This window comes from Nostoc sp. FACHB-110 (assembly GCF_014697425.1).
Classification (GTDB): Bacteria; Cyanobacteriota; Cyanobacteriia; order Cyanobacteriales; family Nostocaceae; genus Nostoc_B.
The window spans coordinates 209,737-236,085 of record NZ_JACJRU010000005.1 but is presented as its reverse complement, the minus strand read 5'-3'; the positions used below and the strand labels follow the sequence as shown (position 1 = coordinate 236,085).

The 26,349-nt window shown below is 38.8% G+C and carries 22 protein-coding genes and 1 rRNA gene; 16 read left to right on the top strand and 7 right to left on the bottom strand.

The features are described from left to right. Positions 1-107, bottom strand: a 16S ribosomal RNA gene (locus H6G69_RS08145); the annotation flags it as partial. A 421-nt stretch (positions 108-528) separates the two neighbouring features. Here H6G69_RS08145 and fni point away from each other — a divergent pair. The 3 genes from fni to H6G69_RS08130 all read left to right on the top strand — a co-directional run bounded on the left by fni (position 529) and on the right by H6G69_RS08130 (position 3,831). Continuing rightward, on the top strand, positions 529-1,581 hold the full coding sequence (gene fni, locus H6G69_RS08140; RefSeq protein WP_190684345.1) for a type 2 isopentenyl-diphosphate Delta-isomerase: 1,053 nt from the start codon (positions 529-531) through the stop codon (positions 1,579-1,581). 70 nt (positions 1,582-1,651) lie between these two features. Beyond that, the gene (gene sppA, locus H6G69_RS08135) at positions 1,652-3,487 is read left to right on the top strand and encodes a signal peptide peptidase SppA (protein ID WP_190684342.1); all 1,836 of its coding nucleotides are present in this window, start codon (positions 1,652-1,654) and stop codon (positions 3,485-3,487) included. Positions 3,488-3,591: 104 nt separating this feature from the next. Further along, a complete protein-coding gene (locus H6G69_RS08130) occupies positions 3,592-3,831 on the top strand; it encodes a hypothetical protein (protein ID WP_190684340.1) in 240 nt (79 codons plus the stop codon). Here H6G69_RS08130 and H6G69_RS08125 read toward each other — a convergent pair. Together H6G69_RS08125 and H6G69_RS08120 are read right to left on the bottom strand one after the other, a co-directional pair. Then, a complete protein-coding gene (locus tag H6G69_RS08125; RefSeq protein ID WP_190684337.1) occupies positions 3,828-4,565 on the bottom strand; it encodes a GDYXXLXY domain-containing protein in 738 nt (245 codons plus the stop codon). The genes H6G69_RS08130 and H6G69_RS08125 overlap by 4 nt on opposite strands. 179 nt (positions 4,566-4,744) lie before the next feature. After that, the gene (locus tag H6G69_RS08120; protein ID WP_190684333.1) at positions 4,745-6,187 is read right to left on the bottom strand and encodes a DUF2157 domain-containing protein; all 1,443 of its coding nucleotides are present in this window, start codon (positions 6,185-6,187) and stop codon (positions 4,745-4,747) included. Positions 6,188-6,338: 151 nt separating this feature from the next. Here H6G69_RS08120 and H6G69_RS08115 point away from each other — a divergent pair, with 151 nt between their 5' ends. Then, positions 6,339-7,298 (top strand): RsmB/NOP family class I SAM-dependent RNA methyltransferase, encoded by a 960-nt coding sequence (locus H6G69_RS08115; protein WP_190684330.1) that lies wholly within the window; start codon positions 6,339-6,341, stop codon positions 7,296-7,298. A gap of 165 nt (positions 7,299-7,463) precedes the next feature. On the opposite strand, the gene H6G69_RS08110 is transcribed toward H6G69_RS08115, so the two are convergent. After that, positions 7,464-9,299, bottom strand: coding sequence for an alpha-amylase family glycosyl hydrolase (locus H6G69_RS08110; RefSeq protein ID WP_190684327.1), 1,836 nt, complete (start codon positions 9,297-9,299; stop codon positions 7,464-7,466). Positions 9,300-9,820: 521 nt separating this feature from the next. On the opposite strand from H6G69_RS08110, the gene H6G69_RS08105 reads away from it, so the two are divergent. From H6G69_RS08105 to H6G69_RS08090, 4 genes are all read left to right on the top strand, one after another. Next, positions 9,821-12,301: a dynamin-like GTPase family protein gene (locus tag H6G69_RS08105; RefSeq protein ID WP_190684324.1), complete on the top strand. Its 2,481-nt coding sequence runs from the start codon at positions 9,821-9,823 to the stop codon at positions 12,299-12,301. A 321-nt stretch (positions 12,302-12,622) separates the two neighbouring features. Then, a complete protein-coding gene (locus H6G69_RS08100; RefSeq protein WP_190684321.1) occupies positions 12,623-13,003 on the top strand; it encodes a KGK domain-containing protein in 381 nt (126 codons plus the stop codon). Next, positions 13,000-13,245 carry an HNH endonuclease gene (locus H6G69_RS08095; protein WP_190684318.1) on the top strand — a complete coding sequence of 82 codons (246 nt, stop codon included), beginning with the start codon at positions 13,000-13,002 and terminating at the stop codon, positions 13,243-13,245. The genes H6G69_RS08100 and H6G69_RS08095 overlap by 4 nt, the downstream gene beginning before the upstream one ends. A gap of 35 nt (positions 13,246-13,280) precedes the next feature. Beyond that, entirely contained in the window at positions 13,281-13,529 is a 249-nt protein-coding gene (locus H6G69_RS08090) for a hypothetical protein (RefSeq protein WP_190684315.1), read from the top strand. Between the two features lie 171 nt (positions 13,530-13,700). On the opposite strand, the gene H6G69_RS08085 is transcribed toward H6G69_RS08090, so the two are convergent. Continuing rightward, complete coding sequence (locus H6G69_RS08085) at positions 13,701-14,747, bottom strand: sugar transferase (RefSeq protein WP_190684312.1); 1,047 nt, start codon at positions 14,745-14,747, stop codon at positions 13,701-13,703. A gap of 193 nt (positions 14,748-14,940) precedes the next feature. Here H6G69_RS08085 and H6G69_RS08080 point away from each other — a divergent pair, with 193 nt between their 5' ends. After that, on the top strand, positions 14,941-15,738 hold the full coding sequence (locus H6G69_RS08080; protein ID WP_190684310.1) for a 7-carboxy-7-deazaguanine synthase QueE: 798 nt from the start codon (positions 14,941-14,943) through the stop codon (positions 15,736-15,738). A gap of 138 nt (positions 15,739-15,876) precedes the next feature. Next, positions 15,877-17,355: an esterase-like activity of phytase family protein gene (locus H6G69_RS08075; RefSeq protein ID WP_190684307.1), complete on the top strand. Its 1,479-nt coding sequence runs from the start codon at positions 15,877-15,879 to the stop codon at positions 17,353-17,355. A gap of 53 nt (positions 17,356-17,408) precedes the next feature. On the opposite strand, the gene H6G69_RS08070 is transcribed toward H6G69_RS08075, so the two are convergent. Both H6G69_RS08070 and H6G69_RS08065 read right to left on the bottom strand, forming a co-directional pair. After that, positions 17,409-18,053 (bottom strand): DUF3318 domain-containing protein, encoded by a 645-nt coding sequence (locus tag H6G69_RS08070; protein WP_190684304.1) that lies wholly within the window; start codon positions 18,051-18,053, stop codon positions 17,409-17,411. A 78-nt stretch (positions 18,054-18,131) separates the two neighbouring features. Beyond that, positions 18,132-18,689, bottom strand: a complete 558-nt coding sequence (locus H6G69_RS08065) for a hypothetical protein (protein WP_190684301.1) — start codon at positions 18,687-18,689, stop codon at positions 18,132-18,134. A 475-nt stretch (positions 18,690-19,164) separates the two neighbouring features. On the opposite strand from H6G69_RS08065, the gene H6G69_RS08060 reads away from it, so the two are divergent. The 6 genes from H6G69_RS08060 to H6G69_RS08035 all read left to right on the top strand — a co-directional run bounded on the left by H6G69_RS08060 (position 19,165) and on the right by H6G69_RS08035 (position 26,027). Next, positions 19,165-20,244: an amino acid ABC transporter substrate-binding protein gene (locus H6G69_RS08060; protein ID WP_190684298.1), complete on the top strand. Its 1,080-nt coding sequence runs from the start codon at positions 19,165-19,167 to the stop codon at positions 20,242-20,244. 214 nt (positions 20,245-20,458) lie between these two features. Further along, positions 20,459-21,385, top strand: coding sequence for an amino acid ABC transporter permease (locus tag H6G69_RS08055; protein WP_190684296.1), 927 nt, complete (start codon positions 20,459-20,461; stop codon positions 21,383-21,385). 17 nt (positions 21,386-21,402) lie between these two features. Then, positions 21,403-22,578: an amino acid ABC transporter permease gene (locus H6G69_RS08050; RefSeq protein WP_190684293.1), complete on the top strand. Its 1,176-nt coding sequence runs from the start codon at positions 21,403-21,405 to the stop codon at positions 22,576-22,578. A 58-nt stretch (positions 22,579-22,636) separates the two neighbouring features. Continuing rightward, a complete protein-coding gene (locus tag H6G69_RS08045; RefSeq protein ID WP_313950275.1) occupies positions 22,637-23,380 on the top strand; it encodes an amino acid ABC transporter ATP-binding protein in 744 nt (247 codons plus the stop codon). Between the two features lie 134 nt (positions 23,381-23,514). Then, positions 23,515-24,402, top strand: a complete 888-nt coding sequence (locus tag H6G69_RS08040) for a LysR family transcriptional regulator (RefSeq protein ID WP_190684290.1) — start codon at positions 23,515-23,517, stop codon at positions 24,400-24,402. A gap of 353 nt (positions 24,403-24,755) precedes the next feature. Further along, positions 24,756-26,027 carry a glycosyltransferase family 4 protein gene (locus H6G69_RS08035; RefSeq protein WP_190684287.1) on the top strand — a complete coding sequence of 424 codons (1,272 nt, stop codon included), beginning with the start codon at positions 24,756-24,758 and terminating at the stop codon, positions 26,025-26,027. Positions 26,028-26,349 lie beyond the last annotated feature (322 nt).

Genomic DNA, 26,349 nt, shown 5'->3' with positions numbered 1-26,349 from the left:
GCGTTACTCACCCGTCCGCCACTGAATCCCGAAAGATTCCGTTCGACTTGCATGTGTTAAGCATACCGCCAGCGTTCATCCTGAGCCAGGATCAAACTCTCCGTTTTTTTCTGAGTTTGTTATCTGAAAAATCAAAATCTTTCAGATTCCTTGCTATAATTTTTTAAGTTTTTGGGTTTTCCCAAAACTAATTTGTTTGACGAGGATTGGTTTTAAATTTCAGCTTTCAAAGTATTTGTTTGTCGCGGTTCAGTTGTCTTTGGCGTTTGTCTTGCGCCTTGACACTTTATCTAGGTTAACTAACCTCTATCAGATTGTCAAGCCTTCAACCAAAAAAAATTTTCACTACTTGCGGCAATTGTCGTAAGGCTGTAAAAAAGCTGATTCATCAATGCTTTTGGGCTAATGCTATTGCTTGCACTGTCTAAATTTGGTGACTAACTAGGGAAAAATGTCATTTCTTAGGATTCTGAACGCTGCCACAATGGTTATGAGTGATGCAACTGCTTTGATATCTTGTAAATACTAATGAACGCTCCTACTAATAATGCTTCAGCACAAACTCAGTCGCGTAAAGCTGACCACATTCGCATCTGTCTAGAAAAAGATGTGCAATTCAATGAAACAACTAATGGACTAGCACATTATCGCTTTACCCATTGTTGCTTGCCGGAATTAGACAGAAACGATATTGATATCAGTACAAATTTTTTGAGTAAACGCTTAGGCGCACCGTTGTTAATTTCTTCGATGACTGGAGGAACTGAACAAGCCGGTATGATTAACCGACGTTTGGCTGAAGTCGCCCAAAACTACAAGTTTGCAATGGGTGTTGGTTCACAACGGGTAGCATTGGAGAAGCCTCAAGTTGCTGAGACTTTTGCTGTGCGCAAGTATGCACCGGATGTTTTGCTGTTTGCCAATGTTGGGGCTGTACAGCTTAATTATAAGTATGGATTAGATGAATGTCTGCGAATTATTGAGATGCTAGAGGCAGACGCGTTAATTCTACATATTAATCCATTACAAGAGTGCATTCAGCCGAAAGGAGATGTGAATTTCAAGGGATTACTGGAGAAAATTTCTCAGTTATGCAATCAATTATCAGTACCAGTAATTGCGAAGGAAGTTGGTAATGGCATTTCAGGTGTAATGGCAGAAAAGTTGATTTCTGCGGGGGTGAGTGTAATTGATGTAGCTGGTGCAGGTGGGACTTCTTGGGCAAAGGTGGAAGGTGAACGGGCAGAAACTTCTTTGCAAAGGCGGTTAGGGAGAACATTTGCTGATTGGGGTTTACCTACGGCAGAGTGTATTATTGAGATTCGCACGATCGCACCTCACATTCCTTTAATCGCTTCTGGTGGTTTGCGTCATGGCTTAGATGTTGCAAAAGTACTCGCCCTTGGTGCAGATATCGCAGGTTTGGCAATGCCATTCCTCCAAGCAGCAGTTTTATCAGAAGCAGCGGTTTATGATTTGGCTGAGGTTCTGATAGCAGAGATGATCACTGTGCTATTTTGCACAGGTAATGCTAACTTAGAGCAGTTAAAACAGTCTGGAAGTTTACAACGCATACAATAAAAAAGAAGTAGTTTGAGTTTTTTAGCAAATTACTTGTGACCAAACATTTTCTATTAATTAGTATTGACTAATGAATAACTTTTTTAAACAAACTTTTGCCAGTTTAATAGGCAGCTTATTAGGACTATTTATTTTTTGTGGAATTAGCACTACCGGATTGTTATTGCTATTGTTTGCGATCGCTGCTTCTAAAGATGTTAGCCCTGTAGTCAAAGATAAATCAGTAGTGGTTTTTGATTTGTCGATGACTATCACTGATAGAGAACCGGGTTCTGGTGAATTGTTACAAGAAACACTATCCGGTAAAACAGAAGATCGGATAACACTCCGCAAGGTTCTGGATGCTTTAGAAAAGGCGCGACGTGATCCCAAAGTTGTGGGTATTTATTTAGATGCGACAAAAGCAGGTGGAGTTAGCAATCTGGGTTTTGCTTCGTTAAAAGAAATCCGCAAGGCATTGGAGGAATTTCGGGCGGCGGGGAAAAAGATTGTCGCTTATGGTAACGACTGGGGAAAGAAGGACTATTATCTGAGTTCAGTTGCGGATACTGTTGTGTTAAATCCGTTGGGATCAATGGAGGTTAACGGCTTAAGTAGTCAACCGATGTTTTTGGCAGGTGCGTTGCAAAAGTTTGGAATTGGGGTGCAGATTATTCGGGTAGGTAAATTTAAGAGTGCTGTAGAACCTTTAATTTTAACTAAACTGAGTCCAGAAAATCGAGAACAAACGCAGAAATTACTAGATGATGTGTGGTCTGAATGGCGGACTACGGTAGGTAATAGCCGGAAAATGAACCCACAACAGTTGCAGTCGATCGCAGATAATCAGGCAATCATAGAAGCACCCGCAGCTAAAAGTAGTGGTTTAGTCGATCAAGTTGCTTATCACGATCAAGTGGTTGCTGACCTCAAGAAACTTACAGATAGTGATAAAGACGATAAAAGTTTTAAGCAAATTGATTTAGATGAATATGCCCAAGTTCAGGATAAATCGCTGAGTGCAGAACGGCAATCAAAAAATAAAGTTGCTGTAGTCTACGCTGAAGGCGAAATTGTTGATGGCAATGGGGATGAAGGTCAAGTAGGGGGCGATCACTTTGCCAAAATCTTCAACAGAATACGCCAAGATAAAAATGTGAAGGCTGTTGTCTTGCGGATTAATAGTCCTGGTGGTAGTGCTACTGCATCGGAAATTATGCAGCGAGAAGTGCGCTTAACTCGTGAGGTAAAACCTGTAGTAGTTTCTATGGGTGACGTTGCTGCTTCTGGTGGATATTGGATTGCCAGTGATTCTAATCGCATTTTTGCGGAACCAAATACAATTACTGGTTCAATTGGTGTTTTTGGCGTATTGTTGAATGGGCAGAAATTAGCGAATAATAATGGGATTACTTGGGATGTAGTGAAAACTGCGCGTTATGCAGATACTCAAACGGCAGCACGTCCAAAATCACCGCAAGAATTAGCAATTTATCAACGCAGTGTTAATCGAATTTACAATTTATTTCTCAATAAAGTTTCTCAAGGTCGGAAACTACCAGAAACAAGAGTAGCTGAGATTGCCCAAGGCAGAGTTTGGTCTGGTGTTGCAGCTAAAGAAATTGGCTTAGTTGACGAAATTGGTGGTTTAAATGCTGCTGTTAATTACGCTGCGAAAGAAGCAAAACTTGGAGAGGATTGGCAATTAAAAGAATATCCGAGAGAAGGCAGCTTTGGAGAACGCTTGTTTGGTGGAGCAATTGAAGACGTTAGCAGTGTTTTAGGAATTACAAAAACACAAACTAAACCTTCTGATTTACTGACTGCCGAATTCCTCAAATTACAACAAGAATTAGGCGTGCTGCAAAATATGAACGATCCTCAAGGGGTTTATGCTCGTTTACCATTTAATTTAAAGATTGAGTAGTTTACCTTGCGGATTTAAATTTCCGAAACCAGCTGACAACAACAGTATAGATGTGTAGAGTAGTTGAGGAAGATGAACTATTCCCAACTTTCATGCATCCATCTATGGATAGAAAAACTAAAAGGCTGTTGCTGCTTGTGGCTTCTTGTAGTATTGCTGGTGTAATTTTAGGAGGTACTAGCAGTTGGGCAGAGAGTAATCTTTGCTTACGTGCTAGTCAAGTTACAAATGATTGTCTTACCCAAGATCCAATTCAAAAAACTATCCAAGGTATGAGTACTGGCTTGATAGCTGGTGCAGGGGCAGCTTTTGGGGTAGGGTGGAATTTACGCCACCATGACTAAAATTGATAATTGCGATCGCGTACCCAGAGACTGACAGGTACAGCTTTACCTTGTGAGTCTACTTTGGCTTTTACTACTATCGCTCGTGCTTGTCCGTCTCTAGTTTGTCGGACTGCTTGCGAAATATCACTATTTATTTGTCGCCGTTGTTCATCTGGCACATTATAGTTTTCTAGACCGTACTGGACATAGCCATCTTGATACACACCTTTTAAGGCGGCTTGATTGTTGGAAAGGGATCGAGGTTGGTTGCTAGTTACGCGTACTGGTCTCCAGGCTCTGGGAACACCACGACTAAAGGAAGCTTGTTCTTGTAAAATCACATATAAGTTTGTTCCTTCGAGTAATTGTCCGCCTCTGCTGCCATTGGTTCTGAGTAATTCTTCCCATCCCGATAATCTTCTGAGTGTAGAAATTCGAGAAATGTTGTAGTCAAGCTCTAAAGAATTGCCTTGCAAAACATCTCTTGAATTCACAGGTACAGTTTGCAAAATGATCTCTTTACCTGTGATGTTTGTATACATTGACAGAAATGGTATGGCAAAAATTATGCCGGCTTGGATGGCTAAAGGAATAAATAGCCGCGAAACTGGTAGAGGTTTATTCGCTTTTTGTTCTGTGGCTAATAGATAATCCCGAAAAGTTAACTTACCTGAAAATTCAGCTTCGGGAGACAAAGGCTTATTCTTACTAGCTTCAGAATTTTTGGTAGATTCGGGAGAGTCGCTTTTCATGGGCGTAGTCCTAAAAATTAGAGTAGTGGGTAAATCAAACAAAATTATTAGGACTGACGCAGAGAAACGGATGCACAAAGATGATAAATAAAGGCAAGGAGAAATAATAAAAATATCTTGCCAATATTTAAATATTTACAGCAAGAAATAGGCTAATTTTCAGGGAATGCAATCTTAAATTAGGAAGATTTTGCACCTGAAGATTTCGAGCCTGATCCTAAGCGGCGTTCAAACCAAAGTCCAGCACTAATTAATGCAGAACCACACATCACAAATACTAGTGATTTGAACAAAAGTTCGGTGTCATATTCTAGGACTCGGCTAATTACTTGTAATGTGAACAACAGCATACCGCCCCAAAAACAACGCCTGTCGTTTAACTTTAATCCTTCACGAATGAGTCCCCAAGCTAAGACGGCAAAAAGTACGTTAAAGGCAAATACTCCTAAATCATCAATAGGGTTGATAGCTTGATGCCAGAAAGGCATAATGGCTGTGAAACCCAAAAAGGTAGCAATCATCGGTAGATTGAAGACTACTTCCCGACGGATAGGGTTGTTTCGCTGACGCATTAAAAACAACCATTGCAAAACGGCTAAACCGCTGAGAATTCCCAAATCGATAATTGGGCGAGACATGAATAAATTCATGCTACCGCTTGCTGAAGAAAAATTGTAACTAGTTGTTGCCCATACCCAACGGAAGGACAAAACATAGAAAACTAAACCAAAAGCTATCAAAGCTAAATCACGCGCTAGAGGTTGAAACAGCCTGTAATTAATTGTGGGAAATAACAGGTCATCATAACTCCAGAAGATTGCGGGTGGTAGAGTGAGGGCAAAGGAGGCTACCCAAGGCGCAGTTTCAGAAAGGTTTGATAGTGGTACAGGCTCGAGATTTAATTGTAGAGAGGTGGCAAAAACAAAGGCTGCGATCGCAAAAATCCAACGCGATCGGCAAAAATAAGCTAAGGGGACAAACAATAGCCACGATAGCAAAGGCATATGTTTGACTACTAGTCGCGCCCAATTCCATTCGTCAGTGGAATAGCGTAAGTCTCCTAAACCTGTCCAATACCCAATTTGAATGAGGATAATTCCCAGAATTCCTAGTGAATTTAAAGACAGGCTGTAAGCCATCACCAAAACACCAAAACCCCAAGCAAAAAATAGTTCAGGAGTAGAACCGTTAAGATTAAAAGCATCTGCCATTAACGCAATAGTTACACCTAAAAACATGGTGGCTAAAATTAACAATCCTTCGCCTAAAAGTCTTTGGCTGCGTCTTGGTTTTTTGCCTTCAGGAATGCCAACTGCGGCTTGTCTCCAAGTATAAAAACCTGTGACGGTTGTCGCTATAAATAAACTCATCATGATGATGAATTTGACATCGCGTGACCATAATAGCCAGTTTGCGGCGACAAAGGTAATCATGCCTAAAGTTAATAGGATAATACCAATAGTTACCGCAGTCATCATGGAGCGATCGCGCACTGCAGCTTCTAAGTTATTAAATTGATAACGGTCGGCTAGTTGTTGATACTGTGAAGCACTAATTAGTCCTTCATCGCGCCATAGTTGTGCTTCTCGGCGTAATTTCCGCTGAAAATTATCCAATATCATGACCATCTCCAATGTAGTCAGGCTGCTTTGCGGTCATTGTCAAAATAGCGGTTATTTATTGTATTTTTAGTATGCGGCTAAGGCACTTGATGGCATTGTTCTTCGTTAACAATTTGACTATTACAAATAAGTATATTTCTTGACATATATAATGGATAAACCTTCAAATTTATTACTCAAACTTTCACGACGTTTGTTTGAAAATGCTGATGAACAAGAAAAATTTATCGCAGCCTTAGTTAATCCCCAATCTTTTCAACCTTGTATTCTTTGGTGTAACGAAAAACCAGAGATATCACCTTTTTCAGCAGATTTACCTTTAAGTTGGCAGCCGCAATTTATTGACCGTTTAAATTTAGGGGAAAAACCAGGTCAAGATTCTCTACATAATCAAGGATATTTTTATTGTTTAGATTTTTCATCTGTATTTTCAGCTTCTATTTTGTTAGCTATTACTCAGCCAGTACAGTTAATTTTTGATATGTGTGCTGCACCAGGCGGTAAGAGTATTTTTGCTTGGAAAGCATTACAGCCAAATTTGCTAATTAGTAATGAGGTGATTGGTAAACGCTTAGGTATGTTAATTTCTAATTTGAAACGTTGTCAGATTAATCCCTCTATTGTTGTTAATCGAGATTCGAGTATTTTTGCCCAGACTATTGCTCAATCTAGTGACTTAGTGATTGTAGATGCACCTTGTACAGGACAATCTTTATTAGCTAAAGGCGAAAAAGCACCTGGATGTTTTCATCCCACTGCAATTAATAAAAGTGCAAATCGCCAAAAACGTATCATTGCTAACTCTGCTCAATTAGTTGCCCCTCAAGGGTATCTGGCTTACATGACTTGTACTTATTCTCCAGAGGAGAATGAGCAAGTTTGTGAATGGTTTTTATCGCGGTTTACCCAGTTTCAAGCAGTTAGAGTAAATCATTTACAAGACTATCAATCACATCTAACTGATATTCCCTGTTATCGAATGTTTCCGCAAAGGAGATTAGGTGCGGGTGCGTTTGCGGTGTTATTTCAAAATACTGATGATGGTGTTAGAAAGGGGTTTGATTTAAGTGAATTAACTGCGGTTTGGATGAATAGAGTAGGTGAGATGTGATATTTCTGTTTAAGTCATTTTTTAACGAACCGCATAGACGTGCTAGCGGCTACCCGCAGGGTAGGACAAAAAGAGCGCGAAGAGATGGTGAATATTGAGAAAATTAAGAAAAAAGGCGCATACTTATGCGCCTAGAGGAGGAAATTTATAAAATTTAAAAGTTGTTTACTCGTAAATAACAAATCCAGCAGCAGGAACAGTAATTTTTACAGCTTTACCATTTCTTGCTTCAACTTTGACTGTTTGACCTTGCTGTTGTTTATCGGTCGAGTAAATACAAGTGAGAACATCGCCTTCTTTGTGTAACTCGTTATCAATAGTTACCCAAGCTTCACGAGGTTGGTGATAGTCAGTGTTGATAGCTGCAACTATTTCTTGCTCGCTGAGAATACGTGACCAAGGTACAACAGCACGAATTTCGTTTCCAATCATTTGTGGTAAACCAAAGTTGACTCCATCACCAGAAATTGGTCTAAGATATTGACGACCGCGACTTAAAGCTTTTTTATCTCTTCTGATTTTGAGAATTTTGGCAATTTCTTGATAGACATAATTTTCTTCATTAAAGAAGTGAACAAATTTAGTACCAAACGCGCCAAATTTACCACCAAACATGGATTCTCTTAAATAGCGATCGCTATCTCCATGACCATCAAAGCATTGTTCTGTACCATAATAAATACAAGGGATTCCTAGCGTTAAAGCATTCAGAGCTAACGCATTTAGTACCACTTTTGATGCATCTTTATCTGCACAAAACCTTGCTTTGTTTTTACCTTTACGCACTTGGTCATGGTCATCGAACATGGTCACAACTTTATCTCTAAACCAAATGTGTGACTCTTTTTGTACCAGTAATGAATTACGAAATAGTCCAAAGTAATCGCTAGGATTACGATATCCCTTGACGAGATATTCTAATTTATCAGGAATCTCATCTATACCTAAAGCAGCGTCTAAACCTGTTTCTTCTAAGGTTTCAAACGCTCTAATTCTGCCGCCTGTAATCTCACCAACTAAGAAGAATTTTTCTTTGCCAATACTTTGGGTAAACTCATGAATCATGGAAGCGAAAATGCGGGTTGCACCTTTATCCATGTGTTTGACAGTATCAATGCGGAAACCATCAACATCAGCATAGGCTATCCAATATTTATAAACCTGAGCCAGATATTTGAGGGCTGGTGATGGCACATAATTATTAATATCGCCAAAACCGTGACGGATATCTTTTAAATCCTCAAAATCTCCTTCTAAAAATTCGGGATCAGCATCCCAATTTCTAATTCGCCCTTTTTGGGTATATACAGATGGATCTTGAAATTCTACTGGCCAAATTGCTGCGTTTTCATTAGGCCAGGTTGCCAGATTATTTGGATCTGTTTTAACAAATGGTAAGTTGGCTTCACCGTCTTCGTCATTAAAACCTTTGACTTTATAAGGTGTACCATTATAATTAACGTTGCCAGCTTCATAACTAAAGATATTACCAGAATGGTTCAAAATAATATCTAAAATTACGTAAATGCCATTGTCATGAGCAGTTTTAACTAATTCTTTCAAATCCTCACTAGTTCCAAATTTTTGGTTAACTGCGAGGAAATCTTGTATACCGTAGCCGTGATATGTATCTTGAAAAAATACTTGTTTGAAAATTGGACTAATCCAAATGGCGGTTACTCCTAAACGCTTTAAGTAACCGACTTTGCTAGTTAGTCCTTTGAGATTACCGCCAACATATTCTAAGCCTGCGTCTCGCCAAATTTTTGCATCTGCTTCTGTGCTTGTAGCATTGTTGCGATCGCCTGCGAAAATAGGAGTTGTACCAGTAGAAACAATATTCCCCGCATTGTCTTTGTATTCGCTTTCCTTACCATCAGAAAATCGGTCAAGCATCATAAAATAGAATACCTGATCTTCCCAAGCTCTTGGGGATGGATAAAATGTTTTATCGGCGATTAAAGGAGCTAGGTTGAGTTGTGATAATTGCTTTACTGCCATTGGCTTATTTAAATTAAATGACTGGAATGATTGCTGAATATATGGCTTATCTATAGATAAGCGATGAGCTTATTGTCGCTACGGGAAACTACAGCACTCAAGTTTGAGATTCCAGATAAAGCAGAAGTCTTTTAAATTAGGTTTTACTTATCACTTGGTCGAATATTTTATAAATCAATCCGCTTGGGTTAAGACTAAAAATCAATTCTGGTGTAGGTTGGGTTGAGGAACGAAACCCAACATCTGAGAATACTTTGTTGGGTTACGCTATCGCTCCACCCAACCTACTTTTCTGCTTAACTGACCTGTATTGTTTTATAAATAAGACTTATGATAAAAATTAGACATAAATTTAATATTTTCTTAATTAAGATAAAAATTGCTGAATGAATTACTAATAGTTAGAAACTAATAATCTAGAATTTATGCTATTTATTTTCCATAACTTATCAGAACAATTACTGAGGCTATAAAGATTTACCAATTATTAAAATATACTTAATCTATTCGGTATGTTTAAAATGGGAAATCTACCTGCTCAATGTTTAAATTTAAAAGAGCAAGTTGAATCAATATTACAACTTTTACAGCAAGAACCTACTTTACGTTCTCAAGATGTCACTGCTATTCAAACTTCTTTAGGTAAGGTAATATCTCCCAAATTTGAGATTGTGTTTGCAGGTGCATTTAGCGCAGGTAAATCTATGCTAATTAATGCACTATTAGAGCGAGAATTACTTTATAGTGCCGAGGGACACGCTACAGGCACAGAGTGTAAAATTGAGTATGCTGAACTAGGTAAAGAACGTGTTATTTTGACATTTTTAAGCGAAGCAGAAATTAGAGAACAAGCAAGTTATTTATGTCAACAGTTAGGATTTAATACCACAGCCAATATTAATCAGAGTGAGATAACTAATTTATTACATCAAGGGTGTGATGCAATTATTCAACAAGAGGGTGGTGAAAGTAGATCAGAACGCGCCAAACAAGCTAAAGCCTTAATATTATTACTGGAAGGATATGAAGCAAACCGCGAACATATTCATACAGTTGATAATGCTATCTATTCGATGGAGAAATTTAATTTCTCTAACCTAAAAGAAGCTGCTGGTTATGCCAGGCGTGGTAGTAATAGCGCAGTATTAAAGCGGATTGAATATTATTGTAACCATCCCCTTTTAGAAGATGGAAATGTCATTATTGACACGCCAGGAATTGATGCGCCAGTAGAAAAAGATGCCCAATTAACTTACGCGAAAATTCAACATCCTGATACTTCAGCAGTGGTTTGTGTCTTAAAACCTGCATCGGCTGGGGATATGACAAAAGAAGAAACTGCGCTGTTAGAAACGATGCGGGGAAATGCTGGAATCCGCGATCGCGTGTTTTATGTTTTCAATCGCATCGATGAAACTTGGTATAATACTCAACTAAGACAGCGATTAGATGATTTAATTAGCAGCCAGTTTCGAGATAGCAGCAGAGTTTACAAAACTAGTGGATTACTTGGGTTTTATGGCAGCTTAATTAAACAGACAAGTTTACAAAATCGATTTGGTTTGGATTCTATCTTTGCTGAAAGTGTTAAAAGTTTAAATGGGAAAGAAGAAACACCACAATTTGTCTACGCTTTCAATAATTATTGTGTAACATCAGGCAAACTTTCACCTACTGATTTTCGGATTTCTCTCAATGGTTTTGAAACGCCAAATCAAAACTATCTCAGGATTTTAACCGAACAAGGTACACCTTTAATTAATCAGTTAATTTTAGATAGTGGAATTGAGGAATTTCGCACAGCTATTACCCGTTATCTCACCGAAGAAAAGCGTCCAATGCTTTTCCAAAATCTTGCTGATGATTTAGAAGACGTTTGTATTAAGCTGAAAAAATATTATCAGTCAAATTATCGAGAATTAGATAGTCAACCGCGCGAAATTGAAGCGATGAAGTCGCAAGAGTTAATGCGGCTAAATCAGCAACTTCAGCAAATTGGTAAAGAGTTCAATCAGCATATTACAGAAGAAGTCAACCAAGTAATTAATCAGGCTTGTGATGCTTTTGAAACTGACTTTAGACAATTGCAGTCTCGCATGATTCGCCGTTTAGATGAATTGCTTGATACTTTTTCTGTAGCTGATGCTTATCGCCGCGCTACTCTTAGCCACCCGCGCAATGCAACTGCACCCTTAATTGCAATTTTGGTAGAGGCTTTTTATTATTTATCTAATCAGTTGGAAGATATTTTAGTAGATTCTTCAGAGAAAGTAGTGGAGAATTTATTTGAACGCTTAATGGAAAAAGTTCGTAAGTCGGAATATTATCGCCAATTGTATCGTTTATTAGGCAATGATAGCGGCATTGAACAAGAGTTAAAAGTAATAGAAAATCAAGTATCATTAGCTTTAGTAAGTGCAGCACGGGTAGAGTGCGATCGCTTCGTTAGAGAAAGTCCCAGATTTTATGATGAAGGCACTTTTTCTATATATCAATTTCGGCAAACTTTGCTGCAAACTTCTCAAAGTTACGATTGCGAAAGCATGGTAGAAGCCGAACCAGCAATTAGACAATTATTAAAGTTAGATTTTGAGCCTAAAGTTTCTCATACCATTCGCAAATCTTTCCGCCAAACTATTAACCAAATTCTCAAAACTCAATTGCTACCAATGGCGGAAACTCAAGCTGATGAAATTTTACAGCAGTATCCACAAGCACGAGTTTATTTAGAGCAAACTTTACAACAAGAAGCAGAAGAAAAGATTTTAAATAATCGTCGCTTGTTGAATGTTGTAGAACAAAAGATTGAAGTTTATAATGCAGCAGTATCGGGTATTAATGGTTGTTTGCAAGCAATCCAATTATACGATTATTTATTGCCTGTGATTGGTAATGAAGAATTTTTAATCATTTCTCATGATTCTGAAGTGACTAATAAGATTCCTGCTACTAACGGTATTTTGATTTCCGATGGTTTATCAGATGGACTAGCACAGGTATAAATATTCATTCAGCACACAATTAATTATTTTATAGAGCTTCCATTCATAAACTTGAAGCTCTAGAAGACTCATATTTGATTTTTGAAATCTACTGGCGTGGCAAGACTAAAATGTTGCAAAAAAATTGTAGGTTGGGTGAAGCGGAGCGTAACCCAACAAAATTCTAAAAATGTTGGGTTTCACTGCGTTACACCCAACCTACCTTGCACTATTTTAGTGTAGACAGTCCACTACATTTATTTCTTAAAAAAGTTGGGTATATGAAACTATCAAAGTGAATAATGTTTTTTGTAAATAGTTGAATTAGTAATAAAGGTGAATATGGAAGATATATTTAAGCCCATAGAATGTAATGATGATGATGTTATCGAAGTTGGAGATAATACTTACAAGGTTAGCAAAATTAAAACTGGTGTAAGTCAATCATCAAATCATTCTTTAGCACAAAGACTACAGCAAGAATTAAATAATCAAATAATTCAACTTCCATCTGTTGAAAAATGTTTTAAGGAAGGGATAGACTGTCAAATATTAACCCTAGGTTCTCAAAATTGGAAAAAGGGAAAAGTTAAATTTAACCTAAGCATTGAATTTTATATTGAAGATGATTTAGAAACAACTAACAGTAATAATTTAAACTTCACCGAACCAGAATCACCTTTTGATGATTTACGTCGGATGATTCATGAGGAAAATTCATGAGTAAAACGCCACGTATTCGCATTCCACCAGAAGTTAGACAATATGTCTTCCAACGCGACAAATATCAGTGTCAAAGCTGCGGTAAAACATCTGTAGAAGCAAAATTAACTATCGACCATATCATCCCGTTAGCACTTGGTGGTCAAAATGATATCAGCAATTTACATACTCTTTGCTTGATTTGTAATCAAAGTAAATCAGATAAAACTGACCACCGTTTTCGGCGCAATTTTCAAAGTTAAGCTAACCTAGAAGAGGCTGTTAGTTATTAATATTTATGCGCCGAAACGTCAACAGCAATTCTCGCAAATTTAGCAAAATAGGAACCAGTTTATTTTATTTTGTAGCTGCGATCGCAATTTTAACCGCAGCGTTTCCTTGGATATATGAAATTAAAACCAAAGCTGGAATTAACATCTCCGATAAATACCACGCTGGGACATTTTTAGAAAAGCATACCCGGGGAGTTTTTAGATGCGAATGGCTATATCCATATCACTGCGATCGCTCTAAACAAAAAGGCTAAAATCTCATCCTAAGTTACTATCAAAAATAGTATTCCTACTCCCCACTCTCTAGGTTACTATCTTTGACTGTAACTGGGTATTATTTATACTTAATTGCCCAAACTCATAACGAGCTTGGGCAATTAGTTTATTAGTCATAATTTACTGACGATTGTAAAATTAATTTTTCGCTAAAACGCACCACTCTTGCGATTAAACAAAATAGCAACAGTCTTAAAAATTAACTTCAAATCGTACAATAAACTCCAATTTTTTTGATATTGCAAATCTAGACGAATGACATCTTCAAAACTCCGAACCGTAGAGCGTCCATTAACCTGCCATTCTCCAGTCATACCCGGCTTAACATCTAAGCGTTGCCACTCTGGTACTTCGTAACGTTCAACTTCATCAGGTGTAGGTGGTCTAGTACCTACTAAACTCATATCGCCTTTTAAGACGTTCCAAAATTGGGGTAATTCATCTAAACTAGTACGCCGCAAAAAACGCCCTACCTTAGTAATTCTCGGGTCATTCTCATTTTTAAAGAATGCACCTTGTACTTGATTTTTGACAAGAGATTTTTTCGCTTCCGCATCTACACACATCGAGCGAAATTTCCAAATTTTAAACCGCTTCCCCATCCAACCACAGCGAGTTTGCTCAAAGAAAATTGGGCCGGAGTCATCAATTGTAATAGCAACCACAATGGGAATACATAAAATTCCTGTAATTATCAAACCCACTATTGAGCCAACAATATCTATTAAGCGTTTCATCCAAGAAGCGACAGACGGATGGGTTGTCGGTAGCTGCTCTTTAACAGAACTATTTTTGGCAACTTCTGTAGCATTCTCCGCTTCTACGACGGCTGGTTCGCTACTGAATTCCATTGGAAAAACTTGGTCTAGTTCTGTCAAGGTTAATACCGCCATCACTTGAGGGGTAACATCGCGCAGAATTATCGTAATTCCATGTTCTTGAGCAGTTTTGTAATTACTGACTAAAGCCCCTAAACCACTACTATCCATAAAAATAGTTTGGTGAAAATCAATAATAATTTTCTTGGGATATGGATTTGCTTGAGTCAATTTTTGGCAGGTTTGTTTAAAGCCGACAGCTTCCAGCACACTTAAACGCGCTGGCACTTGCACTATGGCCATTTCATTTAGGGAAGTAACTAGAAAATTTACCTCTGTGGGTTGGCTAGTCATGAAGCTCTGCACTTTCGTTGCCATGTAAATTTAATCCGCCAAACATTATTTTGTCCTAGAAAATCAATTAACCCCATATTTCATATTTAAGTAGGTGCAGACTGATTGTTAGTTATTGAGAGCGAAAGCAGGATTGCCAACGACGATTCACAATAGAACAAGAACACAAAAGTACTTGTCGTTGTAACGTCACAACGCGATCGCATTGCTACATCCCATGACTGCTAACATTAAGGTTGAACCTACTGCACGCCTGATAGAGGTCTTTTCTGCTATTCAAGGGGAAGGATTGAATGTCGGGACACGTCAAATTTTTATTCGCTTTGCTTTATGTGACTTGCGCTGTCACTTTTGCGATAGCGCGTACACTTGGAATGCACCTGCTACCTGCAAGGTAGAAATATCACCTGGACTCCGAGATTTTGAAATTCACTCTAATCCCGTTCCCTTAACCATATTACTCGAATGGATTAAACGTCAAAATTTACCGTTTTTACACGATAGCATCAGCCTAACCGGAGGCGAACCACTTCTACACGCCCCTTTTTTGCTTGAATTCTTGCCTCAAGTGCGATCGCTCACTCATCTCCCTATATATTTAGAGACAGGTGGCCATCGTCCAGAACAACTAGCGATGATTCTGCCCTACTTAGACGCTGTAGGAATGGATTTGAAACTGCCTAGCGTCAGTGGCGAGAACCATTGGCAAGCTCACGCAAAATTTCTCCAATTATGCCACAATTCATCTTTAGATGTTTTTGTCAAGATAATTATTTCACAAACCACACATTTAGATGAATTAAAGCAAGCCGCCTTGTTGATAGCAGATATCAGTCCAACAATCCCCGTATTTTTGCAACCAGTTACCCCTCTACCTGTTGCGGCCCAGCTTACCCCAACGCCAATTCTTGCCCCAACTCCCGATCAAGTGTTGATCTGGCAAGCTTTAATGAAAGAGTTTGTTTCCCAGGTGCGCGTTGTCCCCCAAACTCATAAAATGCTCAATCAGCTGTAAAAGTTTGATAAAGATGTACCCTAGTAAAAACCACATTCGTAAAATATTCATGTGCTAATAAGCACGTTAATCTTTTATTAACCTTTCTTTAATCTGGAAGTCCAAAGCTGAGAACACTGTGTCTTTCAGGGAATTTACATGGTGTCTCTCAAGCATTGGATTTCTGGATTAAGCCTTTCTTTGGTAACTGGTGTAGTTAGTATTACGGGATTTGCTCACTCTGCCAGTGCTATTTCTTTAATTAACGGCCTAACAGTTCCTGGTAATAGTACAGATTTATCTCCTTCTAACAGCAATAGTGCTAATACTAATCGCTTAGGATTTTTCTCTGATCTCTACTACGATCGCTACAACAACGTGTATTACAGTTTGGCAGATCGCGGCCCTGGCGGTGGTGTGATTGACTATAAAACACGGGTACAGAAATTTTCTTTAGATGTTGACCAAACCACAGGTGCAATTAGCAATCTTAAACTGCTCGACACCATTTTATTCACACAGAATGGGCAGAACTTTAACGGCTTGAACCCAACAAAGCTAAATGGTAATCCTAGCATTCTCGGCCGCAGTTTTGACCCAGAAGGATTTGCGATCGCACCTAATGGTAATTTTTATGTTTCTGATGAATACGGCCCATCAGTATATGAATTCAGCCCAACAGGTAACTTCATTCGGGCGTTTGCTACTCCTAGCAACCTCATTCCCCGACAAAGCAATGGCACTATTAACTACGTCGATGGTCGTCCCGACATTACCACAGGTCGCCAAGACAATCGCGGCTTTGAAGGCGTAACCCTCAGTCCCGATGGCAGTAAACTTTTTGCCATGCTACAAGACCCCTTAGTTAATGAAGGTTCCCCCGACGGTCGGCGTAGTGGCAACTTAAGAATCGTAGAATTTGATACTAAGACTGGTGAAAGTACCGCTCAGTATATTTATCAATTAGAAAATTTAGCAGATATCAATGCCCGTGTTCCCGAAGAAACCTTTGGCCCTAACGCTCAAGGGCGGAATATTGGCATTAGTGCAATTACAGCCCTAAATGACAAAGAATTTTTAGTTTTAGAACGGGATAATCGCGGTATTGGTGTCGAAGATCCCCAAGGCGAAAACCCTGTGGCTTCTAAACGTATCTATAAAATCGATTTGAGTCAAGCAACAGATGTAACTAACATTAGCTTGGAGGGAAAGAATATTTTACCTAATGGCATCAACCCTGTCAGCAAAACTTTATTTGCGGATATTGCCGATTTCTTAAAAAATGCTGGGCTACCTATTCCAGAAAAATTTGAAGGTTTAGCAATAGGGCCTCAACTTGCTGATGGCTCTTACGCAATTATTGTAGGTACAGACAACGATTTCAGCGTCACCCAAAATGATGATGATATCCAGTTTGATGTATGTACCGATGGCACACAAGTAACCATCGACAGTGGTTGTCCCAATGGCACAACTTTGATTCCTACATATATTTACGCTTTAAAAGCAACTCAAGCAGAATTAGCCGGATTTATCTCGCCGAAAAAAGTTCCCGAACCAACTACAACTGCGGGAATTTTCTTGCTGGCTGCGAGTGCTTTGTTTTTGCACCGACAAATTAAATCTATTGAAAAGTAGATAAATATTTTTGGGTGGGTAGAGAAGTACCCACCCAATTTAATTTTTGATGACTACAGTCTATCGTCGTCAGTTGGTCTTGATTTAGCTTTTGCCTTGTTAGCACTACGTTTAAGCGCAGAAAGTCGTGCTTCATAACGAGACCGTTGGCGTTTGCTAGGAGTAGTATCAATCAGGGTCTTTAAAGCACTACCCAAACTCTTGTAGGCATTGGGGAGACTGTAACCAAAACGAGTTGCAAGTGCGATCGCTTTTTCATCAGCATCTAGCAATTCTCTGATTTGCTTTTCGCCGTTGTTTTTTTGATAAAGTCGCCAGCCAGAAACACCACACAACGCTAAAGCTAGCACCAGCAACAATCCATCTTGTACCCACAACTCACCCACAGCACCGCCTAAACCAATCGCTAATGCTGCCATTTCCCAACCATCTTTGGGAATTGTGTCATTTTGAATGCGGGCAACTTCATGCCAGAAAAGCAGATTACGCTGATCCATTGCGAGTGCATCCCATTTCACCAAGTCAATTTGAATTTCTACTTGGTCTTTGCCGATTTCTTCGCTCCGGATCAGGGGTGGATTGACCTCAGTTGTGCCTTCTACCATGACCCAACTCTGCAATTCTGGCGGTAGTAAGCCTTTTAACCGCCTGAGTTCACTCATTTCCGCTTTGGCAGAGGAGGTTGCATAGGATGTCATAAAATCCAGCCCTATAAAATTTCAGTATATAGTCAGAGTATCATTTTGGAGTATAGCTATTATTAGTGATACTTCGCCTCATTCACTAGGAAAAGTCCCGCGCTTTTTTCTGGCTTCCATCGCCTTTTCTAACAGTTCTAGTAATCCAGGTGCTTCTTCTTGAATAGTGAGTAACATTCTTTCTCCTAACTCCACATTTCCCGGATCGTGACCTGTCGCCATCACTTCTTTTAGCCGAGGGATAGCAATACTATCAACAATTTGAATCAAGCCACTCAAACAACGGTTAAATTGTTTTTCAGTGAGAATTGAGTCCTCTAAGGGAAATTCAATAATTGCCCGGATTTCACCATCAGATGGATCGTACTCCCATTGCAACATTTTGGTTTCCCAAGAAATGGCTAACATCGTCTGTAGAATCGCTCCCTTGTAAGGGTGGTCTTGCACTCCAGCCAAAACTTGAGGCGCAAATATGCGGAAAAATTTTCCTTCTTCATCCAGTTGAACAACTATCAAAAAATCATCTAGGTTATCAGCTTCCACCCCTGTGATAATTCGTTCTTCTTCATCATCAAAACGGTAGTCCCAACCTAGCTTGTCTAAGTAACTGGCAATCTGTTCGAGATTTGCTCCCATAAAAGCCTCATAAGAAATGGTGGAGCGGCTTTCACCAAAACTAGTTTACCCTGCTAAGAGTAGATGCTGAGGTTGGTGGGCGACTTCTCCTGTTGACATAGTATGCAGCAAGTTTTCGCATACTTGATAATTCTGTTTATTGATTTATCTACAATCCATAAAATAAGAAAGTTATCTTCTCCGAAGTAAGCATAAGGACAAAATGTTTAGGCATATTTGTAGCTCAATCATCAGTATTTAAGTATTAATTAAAAAACACGATATTATTACTCAATTATTAATTAATCACCTGATACTCGGCTGCTGAAATAAGTTGAGTATCTCAGCCACTTGATTTCTCAAACTAAATCTGAGGCTGGAATACACAAATGCTAAAAAATCTGCAAAAAGCTATATATTACAAACATCGACTTATTTTGTACAAAAATATTGTAGTCCTCAACACATTTTTTGACGTTTAATATTCATGAAGTTTATGCGGAAATCAGCTTTAATCTTGGCGATCGCACCTTTAATTTTTACCATCGCAGCCTGTAGCGGCGAATCAGGTCAAACCGCAAATACACCTGGTACTCCTGCGAATAACTCTGCTAACCAAGCAACCCGAAATCGTTGGGATACCATCAAAAGCCGTGGTCAGTTGATTTGCGGCGTTAGTGGTGAAGTCCCAGGCTTTAGTTTTGTAGGAACTGACGGTAAATACAGTGGTATCGATGTAGATATTTGTCGGGGTGTAGCAGCTGCTTTGTTTGATAACCCAGATGCAGTAGAATATCGCAACCTCAACGCTAAAGAGCGTTTTACAGCCTTACAAACAGGTGAAGTTGATATTCTCAGCCGTAACACCACTTGGACACTTAGCCGTGATACCTCAGTTGGTTTAGAATTTGCGCCTGTCGTCTTTTATGATGGTCAAGCCATCATGGTTCGCAAAAATAGTAACATTAAAACCCTAGCAGACCTGAAAAATAAAGCAATTTGCGTCCAAACCGGCACAACTACCGAACAGAACTTAGCAGACCAAATGCGGAAGCGGGGAATAGCTTATAAGCCCGTGGTTTTTGAAGACGTTAACATTACCTTTGCTACCTACGCTGAAGGACGTTGCGAAGGTATTACAGCTGACCGTTCTGCTTTAGTCTCGCGGCGTTCCATCTTACCAAAACCAGACGATAACATCATTCTTGATGAGGTCATTTCCTCAGAGCCGCTAGCACCAGCCGTCGCTAAAGGAGACACTAGGTGGGGTGATGTTGTGAAATGGGTAGTTTATTCTCTAGTCAAAGCTGAAGAATTGGGTATTACTTCTCAAAATATCAGTCAATTTGCTACCAGTAACGATCCAGATATCAAACGCTTTTTAGGCACAGAAGGCAATTTAGGAGAAGGACTCGGTTTAACCAACGACTTCGCTGCCAGAATTATTAAACACGTTGGTAATTACGCCGAAATATACGATCGCAACCTCGGCCCAAAAACAAAATTCAATCTCGTGCGCGGTCAAAATCAACTCTGGTCAAAAGGTGGACTACTTTATTCCCCACCATTTAGATGAAGTATGAAGGGTGAAGTGTGAAGTATGAAGTGTGAAGGGTGAAGGGTGAAGGGTGAAGTATGAAGTGTGAAGTGTGAAATGTGTAGACGCGTAGCAGCTTGCCGCAGGCTAGGGTACTTCCAAATTCTTTCTTTTTACTTTTGCCTTTTTACTTTTGCCTTGTTGTACTAGTGTGAAGTCTGAAATTTATCTTCTGATTTTTGACCATTGACTAATGACTAATGATAAACCCCCCATTTGGCGTGATAATCGTTTTTGGCAAATCATAGCTCAATTTCTTGCTCTATTTTTAGTAGCAATTTTAGTAACTATACTGTGGAGTAACTTAAACCGTAACTTACAGCAATTAGGCATTAAATTCGGATTTGATTTTCTCAAACAGCAAGCATCGTTTGATATTGGTGAAACCCCAATTGTTTATCAAGCAACTGATACATATACGCGTGCTTTGTGGGTGGGTTTAATCAATTCTTTACGTGTGGCAATAGCTGGCATATTCTTCACGACAATTGTCGGCATAACTGCCGGAATTGCTCGTTTATCTGATAACTGGTTAGTGCGGAATATCAGCTTAATTTATGTAGAAATTTTTCGGAATACACCTTTACTGTTGCAATTGCTATTTTGGTACTTTGCTGTATTTTTGAGTTTTCCTAATGTAGACAACAAAATTTCTCTTTGGGGTTTGATTAACCTGAGTAAAAATGGCATTGATTTGCCTTGGTTTCATTTATCTCCAGAGTTTTCAGCTTTACTTTTGGGATTGATTTTTTACACAGGTGCGTTTATTGCAGAAATTGTTCGAGGTGGGATTCAATCAGTACCTAAAGGACAATGGGAAGCGGCACGATCGCTTGGCTTAAAACCAGGCTTAGTTATGCGATTGGTGGTTTTTCCCCAAGCTTTGCGGGTAATAATTCCACCGCTAACCAGCCAATATCTTAATTTGACCAAAAATTCTAGTTTAGCGATCGCTATAGGTTATCCAGATATTTATTTTGTTGCTTCTACCACCTTTAATCAAACAGGGAGAGCCGTAGAAGTAATGTTACTACTTATGCTCACCTATCTCACCTTAAGCTTAACTATCTCTATGATTATGAATTTGCTCAATCGTACCGTGCAGATTCAAGAAAGATAGCTTCTGATATCAATAATATGAACAATAATCTCAAATCTCAAATACCAAATTCACAAATTTTTTGGTTGCGTAAAAATTTATTCAATAATTGGTATAACAGCTTATTAACTATAATTTGTGGAGTATTTATATTTTGGGCATTACGTGGAATCATAACCTGGGCAACCACCCAAGCACAATGGGCTGTAATTAAAGTAAATTTACGTTTATTTTTAGTTGGTAGATTTCCGCAAACGCTATATTGGCGAGCTTGGATTGTCTTGGCGATCGCTGCTATTTTATCTGCTACAAGTATCGGTATTTTCTACCACAAGCAAAGTTTTAATAAACTGAGAATTGTTATTGTTGCTTTTATTTCTAGCTTATTATTAATTCTTTTACCACTCGATTTAACATCACGCAATTGGTTAATACTAATTGCTGTTAGTTCATGTGCCGGATTTTGGATAGGTAAAACATTTTATAATGTAATCACCTCTTGGCTTTCTCTCATTTGGTTATTATCTTTTTTTATAACTTTGTGGCTAATTGGTGGAGGATTTGGCTTACAATCTGTACCGACAAATTTATGGAATGGCTTATTACTTACTTTACTGATGGCGGTAGTTAGTATTGTCCTTTCTTTCCCCATAGGAGTTTTACTAGCTTTAGGACGCACTAGTAATTTACCGATAATCCGTTGGGTTTCTATTTTATATATAGAAATTGTGAGAGGATTACCATTAATTGGAGTTTTATTTCTTGCTCAAGTAATGCTCCCTTTATTTTTACCAACAGATTGGCGTTTAGATAGAGTAATTAGAGGCATCGCTGGATTAGTTTTATTTAGTGCAGCTTATATGGCAGAAAACGTCCGTGGAGGGCTACAATCAATTCCTCGTGGTCAAATTGAAGCTGCCAAAGCATTAGGTTTAAAAGCACCTTTAGTAGTTTTGTTAATTGTTCTGCCCCAAGCTTTACGCGCAGTTATTCCCGCAATTGTTGGTCAATTTATTGGATTATTTAAAGATACTTCACTTTTATCCTTAGTCGGTTTAGTCGAATTAACAGGTATTGCCCGTTCCATTTTGGCACAACCACAATTTCTCGGCCGCTACGCAGAAGTGTATTTATTTATTGGATTAATTTATTGGTTATTTTGTTATTCAATGTCATTAGCATCACGACGCTTAGAAAAGCAGTTAAATAATTAGTTAATAGTTATTTGTCTATAGTCAATAGTGATTATTTATTATTCTGAGGTTGAAATCAGTGACAAAAGAAAAAAGCCAAATAATTATTGCTGAAAATGTGCATAAATGGTACGGAAAATTCCATGTTCTTAAAGGTGTGAGTTTAACAGTTAATCGTGGAGAAGTAGTAGTGTTAATGGGGCCTTCTGGCTCAGGTAAATCAACTTTTATCCGGACATTTAATGCTTTAGAAGCATATCAACAAGGAAAAATTATTATTGATGGCATTACCCTCAGCCATGACTTGCGAAATATTGAAGCAATTAGGCGAGAAGTAGGGATGGTTTTTCAACAATTTAATTTATTTCCTCATCTTACTGTCATCCAAAATATTACCTTAGCTCCTATTTGGGTACGCCGTTGGTCAAAAGCTAAAGCAGAAGAATTAGCAAAACAACTTTTAGAAAGAGTGGGAATATTAGAACAGGCGCAGAAATATCCAGGACAATTATCTGGTGGACAACAACAACGAGTAGCGATCGCGCGTGCCTTAGCTATGCAACCTAAAATTATGCTATTCGACGAACCCACCTCAGCCTTAGACCCAGAAATGGTACGCGAAGTATTAGATGTGATGCGTAGTCTGGCGCGTGATGGTATGACGATGGTTGTCGTTACCCACGAAGTCGGATTTGCCCGTGAAGTTGCTGACCGAGTAATTTTAATGGATAGCGGTTCTCTCGTAGAATCAGCAACACCCGATATCTTTTTTACTAAACCGCAAGAAGACAGAACCCGCCAATTTTTATCTCAAATTCTCTAAATCAAGGTTTCTATTTCTTTACGTGCCAACTCGCCCGTGCAAGTGTCTTCTTCTGAGTCAAGCAAAAAATTATGGATTTTTCAGACTATAAATATATATTTATTGGTAATTAATATTTATTCAGTATTAAAAATATGGAACTGCGACATCTACGTTACTTTATTGCTGTAGCAGAGGAACTGCACTTCAGTAAAGCCGCAGAAAGACTGCATATCGCTCAACCTCCTTTAAGCCAACAAATTCAGCAGTTAGAAGCAGAATTAGATGTCGAACTATTTCAGCGCAAAACCAAGCGTCAAGTGCAACTAACAGAAGCTGGACAGGTATTTTTGCAAGAAGCTTATCAACTATTGGCACAATTAGAACGAGCAATCGAATTAACTCAACGCACAGGGCGAGGCGAAAGGGGACAACTAAGAATCGGATTTACGAGTTTGGTAACTTATGACGTGCTACCTGTAATTTTGCGGCGATTTAGAGAAGAATTTCCCGAGGTGGAGTTAATTTTGCAGGAATTAACTACATCTCAGCAGGAACAAGCACTACGAGATCGCTCCATTCACATCGGTTTTGCCCATCCACCCTTAGAAGACACTACACTCTCGCAAGAATGCATTCATCAAGCATCCTTAATCGTAGCTTTACCAGAAATACATCCTTTAGCCAAACAACAAAGTATCTCAGTGCGATCGCTCGCTAACGAATCCTTTATTATGTTCCCTCGGCATTTGGGCCCGGGACTTTATGACCAAATTCTCAATCTTTTTTGCCAAATAGCTAATTTCAACCCAAAAGTCACTCAAGAAGCCATTCAAATGCAAACAATCATCGGGTTAGTATCGGCAGGAATGGGAATTGCTATTGTTGCATCTTCATTACAAAATCTCCAGCGCTCTGGTGTTGTTTATCGGCCAATCGAAGAAGTAACACCATTAATAGAAACAGCTATAATTTGGCAGCCAGACAACATCACACCCGTACTGGACAAATTTTTCCAAGTTATTCAAATTGCTTGTAGTTAACTTATAAAAAAATCAGTACACCCAGATTAAGCAAGATTCTTTCCTACTCTCCATTCCCTACTCCCTAACTACATAACTAGATTCAGAAATTAAACCGGATTCCTATATCTAGTTGCTGATATCAATAATAGTCGAGTTTATACTGACTTGTATTTTTTAATTACACATCAAATTATGATTTGATTCAGTAAAATTTTGTCTCAGTAATATTTAAGTAATTAAAAATAAATTTTACTCAATCTTCAACCAAAACTACTGACTTACAAAGAATCTGAAGAGACAATTGAACTTAGGTTTATCAAAATGTAAAACCTATCTTCATGTCAAAAACCAGGGCTTATAACTGATTTCTTATGCGAATACTGATTTATTCTTACAACTACTATCCAGAACCAATTGGTATTGCTCCATTGATGACGGAATTAGCAGAAGGTCTGGTCAAAAGAGGGCATGAAGTAAGGGTCGTTACTGCTATGCCAAACTATCCCGAACGCCAAATATATGAAGCTTATCGGGGCAAATTTTATCTTAATGAGTATAAAAATGGTGTACAAATCCAACGCAGTTATGTTTGGATTCGTCCACAACCAAATTTGTTAGATCGGATCATGCTTGATGCCAGTTTTGTAGTGACAAGTTTTTTACCTGCATTACTTGGTTGGCGACCAGATGTCATTCTCTCAACATCACCATCATTACCTGTGTGCGTTCCTGCTGCTTTGCTGGGATGGCTACGCGCTTGTCCTGTAGTCCTCAATCTTCAAGATATTCTGCCCGAAGCAGCCGTTCATGTCGGTCTACTAAAAAATAAATTCCTGATTAAAGTATTTGCTGCATTAGAAAAATTTGCTTACCATTCCGCCGCAAAAATTAGCGTTATCGCCGATGGGTTTGTCGAAAATTTGCTGTCTAAGGGCGTAGAAGCAGAGAAAATCGAGCAAATCCCTAACTGGGTTGATGTGAATTTCATTCGCCCTTTACCGAAAGAAAACAACCCTTTCCGTGAAGCACATAACCTTAACGGCAAGTTTGTAGTCCAGTATTCCGGTAACATTGCCCTGACTCAAGGCTTAGAAACTGTCATTCAAGCTGCTGCTACGTTACGTGATATCCCAGACATTGCTTTTGTAATTGTTGGTGAAGCTAAGGGTTTACAAAGATTGCAGCAATATTGTTTAGAATGCGGTGCTGATAATGTGCTGTTACTACCATTTCAACCGCGCGAACATCTACCACAAATGTTGGCAGCCGCTGATGTGGGTTTAGTCGTGCAGAAAAAGAATGTGATCTCTTTCAATATGCCGTCAAAAATCCAAGTTTTGCTGGCTAGTGGTAGGGCATTAGTGGCATCTGTGCCTGAAAATGGTACAGCAGCAAGAGCCATCAGACAAAGCGGTGGCGGAGTGATTGTTCCTCCAGAAGATGCCCAAGCTTTGGCAGCAGCTATTTTAGAACTTTACAAACACCCAGAAAAAGTCAAAACTCTTGGTTACAACAGCCGTCAATATGCTACAGAGCAATATGCTTTTGACCAAGCCTTAAATCACTACGAAACTTTATTTGAATCAGTGAGTGCCGCTCGTCAAATAGTTGAAACTAAAGTAGTTACAAAGCAAGAAGTGTGATTTAAATTACACGGTATCCTGGAAAAGCTAATAATCATTATGCGCTTGAATTAAAACTGATCTTTCCAGCAGTTTTTCAGTTTTATCTATGATTCAAGCGCATTTTGGCATAAGATAGAGTATTAAACATTTTCAGATTTTAATTGGTAAATTATTCGCTACAATTCTTGGGAAAAGTTTACTGCTTGATTGATATCGATACCTCAGTGAGTACCTATTTAGTCTGATTTTAATTGCTATTCACATAGGTAATGGTTCGGCAACTCCATAAACATACGTTTTTTTGTTAGTATTCAAAAAAACAGTTGTCGTTCAATTGTTG